The organism is Psychrobacter sp. AOP31-B2-9 (genome assembly GCF_052378005.1).
In the GTDB taxonomy this organism is placed as follows: domain Bacteria; phylum Pseudomonadota; class Gammaproteobacteria; order Pseudomonadales; family Moraxellaceae; genus Psychrobacter.
On record NZ_JBQSXG010000183.1, the window covers coordinates 1 to 5,101 of the forward strand.

Consider the following 5,101-nt stretch of genomic DNA (forward strand, 5'->3'; position numbering starts at 1 on the left):
TAATTTTAAAACGTTAGTAAAATTAATAGGTTCAGGCAGTTATATTTACGTTGAAAGCAGCTTAGATGGGCATTACTGGAAAGAGGATCAGAGGTTTACTCGGCTAACTTATGGCAACTATGGTCTTAAACAAAGAAATCAGTATCATCATCAGCTCCTAGAGCAAGAAAGGATTGAGATGATCGAAACTCTCAAATTAGCAATAGATCATATAGATGATAAAACCGCTAGTGAAATCATTGATAAGCTGTATGAGCAGTATATGGACAAAGTGAATAATAAGACATATCTATCGGATGGTCAGACCATTCATACTTATATCGAGTATGATGGTAAATTCATAGCCTTCCGGGGTAAGGTTAACTGCAAATACGATATGTTTACAGGTATGACTATTGATTAAAGTGCTGTATCTGTAAATCAAAATACGAAGATATTTGGTGGTTTGGGACAGGATAAGCGTTGACTGTATCTTTTTTTAAAATGGCAATGGAACATCATGACTCAATCAAAACTGTTGTTAACTAGTCTTATCGTGTTAGCTGTTGGCTTTGTCACGCTTTCAGCGCAAGCAAGCTTACCCAAAGCAACTATTGATGATTATGTTTGGGAGATGATAGAAGGGTCTATTTATCCTAACTGGGGTGAGGATTGTTATAGTAAAGATGAACCAAAATATCGAGCTTGCCTGGATCAGAGTGCGATGATTTATAATCAAAATCTCATCGAAAAACTACAATTATCAAAATATGTTTCTCGTCAGCTAAACCAAACCACTATTACCATACCCAATCATGAAGCACCTATCATATTGACCGATACGCCTGTACAGGACATAGACGGGGACGGCCTTAGATATGTTTATCTGATAAATCGCTACGATGAGGATAAAAACTGGCTTTATCTATCTGGACAAGTCTATGAAACGAATAACACAGTATTTGTTGATCTAAACACGGGCGCTACACAAAACTTTGAGGGATCGCATTTGACGTTTTCACCAGATATGACTTATGCAGCCACTGTTAAAGTTGAGTTTCCAGGAGAAGAAGAGGTTCTCATTTGGAAAAAAGACAAACACGGTAACTATCAATATGATAAAAACAATATAGATTATGATAAATTTAGGCAACATTTCAAGTTTTATAACAGTCGTGAGGATAATCTACGGCCTTATAGTGTAAAGCTCGAGTGGGTTACCGATGATAGCTTATTAGTAGACTTTTATTTTAAGATGAATGAACGTGACACTATTGCTTATCGAGTACGATTTAATTATGTGAAGACTGAGCCTACCTTAGACTGGCAAATGATTCCCATAAAATAGTTCATTGCTGTAAAATAACGTGTTTCTGTTTCATTGTATTTAGGCATGAAAGGTAAGTAACTTATGAGTATCCACGGTATTTTAGGTGAGCAAACCACGGACTATCCAACTCAGTATAGCCCAGAGACGCTATATCCTATCGCTCGTAGTATGGGGCGCGATGCGATTGGCTGGCACGATGCTAAATTAGCAGTTGGTGTTGATTGGTGGCAGGCATTTGAGATGTCTTGGTTGAATACGCAAGGTATTTCGCAAGTGGCTATTGCACGCTTTGGGATTCCCGCTAGCTCAGCGTTTATCGTAGAATCAAAATCGTTGAAACTATATCTCAACAGTATTAATTTTACTGAATTTGCCAGTTGGGCAGAGGTGCAAACGCTGATTGCCAAAGACTTATCGGCTTGTGTGCAAGCAGAAGTCATTGTTGAGTTATTTGGCTTAGATGATGAACAATACAATAAGCAGTCGGGATTATTAATTGCACAGCCTGAAGGGGTCTGTATTGATGATGCCTTGGCAAATAGCAGTGAAAAAGTAGCATTGTGCGAGCATCCTGATGCGTCATTGCTACGTGATAATGGAGCAGAAACGAGTAGCGAGAGCGTGATAAGTGGCAGCACTCAACCTTATACTTTTTATTCTAATTTACTGCGTAGTAATTGTCCGGTGACCAATCAGCCAGACTGGGGAACGTTGGCTGTGTCGATAACGACTGATAAGGCTGTCAACGATGCGAATATACTGCGTTATATTTTAAGCTTCCGTCAGCACAACGGCTTTCATGAGCAGTGTGTTGAGCAGATATTTGCTGATCTGAGTCGGTATTATGAGCCAAGCGCATTGATGGTTCGTGCATGGTACACGCGCCGAGGTGGTATCGATATCAATCCTTGCCGTGTGAGTGATATAAATCTACTGCCACAGCCAAGCCGTTTAATTCGCCAATAGGGTGGTTATCAACTGACCAAAATATGTGAAGATCTTAAGTCAATAAAAAAGCGCCTATCTCATTGAATGAGATAGGCGCTTTTTATGGCACAGTTTTTAAGATTAAAACTATTTGCTGCTTACTTTTGCCATGACTTCTTCACGGCTTAGCATTTGCTTTTCTGCTTCACGGCGATTGACGTATTCGTACTTGCCTTCAGCCAAGTTACGGTCGGAGACCACGATACGATGTGGAATACCAATCAATTCAAGATCAGCAAACTTAACGCCTGGACGCTCATTACGGTCGTCAAGTAGTACGTTGATGCCTTGCGCTTTTAGTTCTTCATACAGCGCGGTGGCAGTCTGCATGACAGTCTCTTCTTTTGACTTCATTGGAATAATAGCGACTTCAAAAGGTGCAATCGAATCCTCAACGGTTGGTGTGGTTGGCCACATGATACCGTTTTCGTCATTGTTCTGCTCAATGGCAGCGGCAATGATACGGCTCACACCGATACCGTAGCAGCCCATCATTAGCGTGACTGGTTTACCATTTTCACCTGATACGGTACAGTTCATCGCTTGTGAGTATTTATCACCCAACTGGAAAATATGACCGACTTCGATACCACGTTTGATTTTTAGCGTACCTTTACCATCAGGAGAAGGATCGCCTTCCTGTACATTACGGACGTCAACGATACGAGTAATACTTGCATCACGCGCCCAGTTCATACCGATTGTGTGTTTATTGACTTCATTAGCACCGCATACAAAGTCTGACAGGGTAGCGGCTGAACGATCGACAAAGACAGGCATGTCTAGGTCGACACCGATATAGCCTTTGTGTAAGCCCGCTGCTTTTAGCTCTTCATCAGATGCCAATGTCAGTGGTACATTGGCCTCTTCAATTTTTTCAGCTTTAATCTCATTAAGCTGATGATCACCGCGTAGCACGACAGCAATCAGTTGCGGCTCATCATCTTCGGTATGACCGTGGACGATTAGGGTTTTGACGGTACTCTCTAATGGTACATCTAGATGCTCGGCCACCATTTTACAGCTGGTCATGCCTTCTGTTAAGACGTCTTCGCGCTCCATTTTGGGCGGTTGACGCTCAGCAGTGCTGACCGATTCAGCCAGCTCAACGTTGGCAGCATAATCAGAAGAATCTGAGAATGCGATATCGTCTTCGCCACTGTCTGCCAATACATGAAACTCATGAGAAGCAAAACCACCGATAGAGCCTGTATCCGCTTGTACTGCACGGAAATCTAAACCCAAACGGGTAAAGATGCGCGTATAAGCGTCATACATATCACGGTAAGTTTTAGCCAATGAAGCTTGGTCAACGTGGAATGAATACGCGTCTTTCATGGTAAACTCACGTGCACGCATCACACCAAAGCGTGGACGAATCTCATCACGAAATTTCCCTTGAATTTGGAAGAAGGTGATAGGCAGTTGCTTATAACTACGCAGCTCGCCTTGAGCCAAATTGGTAATGACTTCTTCGTGCGTTGGACCAAGCACAAAATCACGATCGTGACGGTCTTTAAAGCGTAATAGCTCAGGACCATAATCATCAAAACGTCCGGTCGTTTGCCAAAGTTCAGCAGGCTGAGTCATCGGCATGAGCACTTCTTGCGCACCGACATTTTGCATCTCTTCACGAACAATACGTTCGACTTTTTGTAAGATACGTAGCCCCATGGGCAGCCAAATATATAATCCAGAAGCAATCTTGCGAATAAGACCAGCACGCACCATCAACTGGCTTGAGGCGATGTCGGCATCACTTGGAGTTTCTTTTAGTGTGGCAAATAAAAATTGACTGGCTTTCATAAATAAAGCGTAACCTTATCAACGATAAAAAATAAGAAGAAATAGTAGGATGTTGAGCGTCTGGCTAATCGTTTCGTTGCCGCCGCAAGCTTACCTTTATAACTTGACAATAATCTAGGGTATTTCCTAGTAACTCACATTGTGACTAACATTCAGCGAATAAAATGCTAGTAAAGAGCATCTTAGTAAAACCGCTCTAATAATACAGAAGAGGGGGTATCTTGATTGATGCATCAGTATGTTGAAATACAAAATATTCAGGTCAAAAACCTGATAAATACTTTGATACTGATATTTTATTCATACAATCTGACTATGTTAGGTAAAGTTTGCCTAAGACGCAATGACTTTTTGTCTTTTCAGAGTCAACATTGCATAAAGGATGCGATGAGGTTGTTATAACTCGATTATTTCTCAGTATTAGGTATGTTTTTAGCTATTTTCAACCTATTTAGATGTCTGTCGATTGAATTGAGGGCAGGCCCTAGCTTTATTTTTTAAATTCAGCGATGGTTAATAGTCGAGCGGCTTTATGTTCGACCATTGGTACAGGGTAGTCTGTATCGGCAAAGTCTCCATTTTTACTGAGTGCTTTACGCATTTTTTCTTCTGAATGCAGGATAGTAGCAGGTACGTCTTTTAACTCAGTTAGCCACGTCTTAATAAACTCGCCCTTTGTGTCATGGGTTTTGGCTTGGCTAAAGGGGTTCATAATCCGAAAATAGGGCGCTGAATCAGTGCCCGTAGATGCGCTCCATTGCCAGCCACCATTATTGGATGCAAAGTCACCATCTATCAGCTGCTGCATAAAGTAACGCTCCCCCCAGCGCCAGTCAATTAGTAAGTCTTTGGTCAAAAACATCGCTGTCACCATCCGTAGGCGATTGTGCATAAACCCTGTGGCATTCAGGCAACGCATCGCGGCATCAACCAATGGCACACCTGTCATACCTGTGCACCATGCCTCGAAGTTATTGGTATCATACGACCAACTGATTT

At 41.8% G+C, this 5,101-nt stretch carries 5 protein-coding genes; 3 read left to right on the forward strand and 2 right to left on the reverse strand.

Going from position 1 to position 5,101, the window contains the following annotated elements; genetic code table 11:
- The 3 genes from ACT3SX_RS13830 to queF all read left to right on the forward strand — a co-directional run.
- Window positions 1–403 (forward strand): hypothetical protein (locus ACT3SX_RS13830; RefSeq protein WP_444518743.1); only part of this gene is annotated, 403 nt, incomplete at its 5' end.
- Between the two features lie 96 nt (window positions 404–499).
- A complete protein-coding gene (locus ACT3SX_RS13835; RefSeq protein WP_192992537.1) occupies window positions 500–1,327 on the forward strand; it encodes a hypothetical protein in 828 nt (275 codons plus the stop codon).
- 63 nt (window positions 1,328–1,390) lie between these two features.
- On the forward strand, window positions 1,391–2,275 hold the full coding sequence (gene queF / locus ACT3SX_RS13840) for an NADPH-dependent 7-cyano-7-deazaguanine reductase QueF (RefSeq protein WP_192992536.1): 885 nt from the start codon (window positions 1,391–1,393) through the stop codon (window positions 2,273–2,275).
- 108 nt (window positions 2,276–2,383) lie between these two features.
- Here queF and ACT3SX_RS13845 read toward each other — a convergent pair whose 3' ends face one another.
- Together ACT3SX_RS13845 and ACT3SX_RS13850 are read right to left on the reverse strand one after the other, a co-directional pair.
- Entirely contained in the window at window positions 2,384–4,102 is a 1,719-nt protein-coding gene (locus ACT3SX_RS13845) for a proline--tRNA ligase (protein WP_192992535.1), read from the reverse strand.
- A 490-nt stretch (window positions 4,103–4,592) separates the two neighbouring features.
- Window positions 4,593–5,101: FAD-binding domain-containing protein (locus tag ACT3SX_RS13850; RefSeq protein ID WP_444519159.1), on the reverse strand; the 509-nt coding region annotated here is incomplete at its 5' end.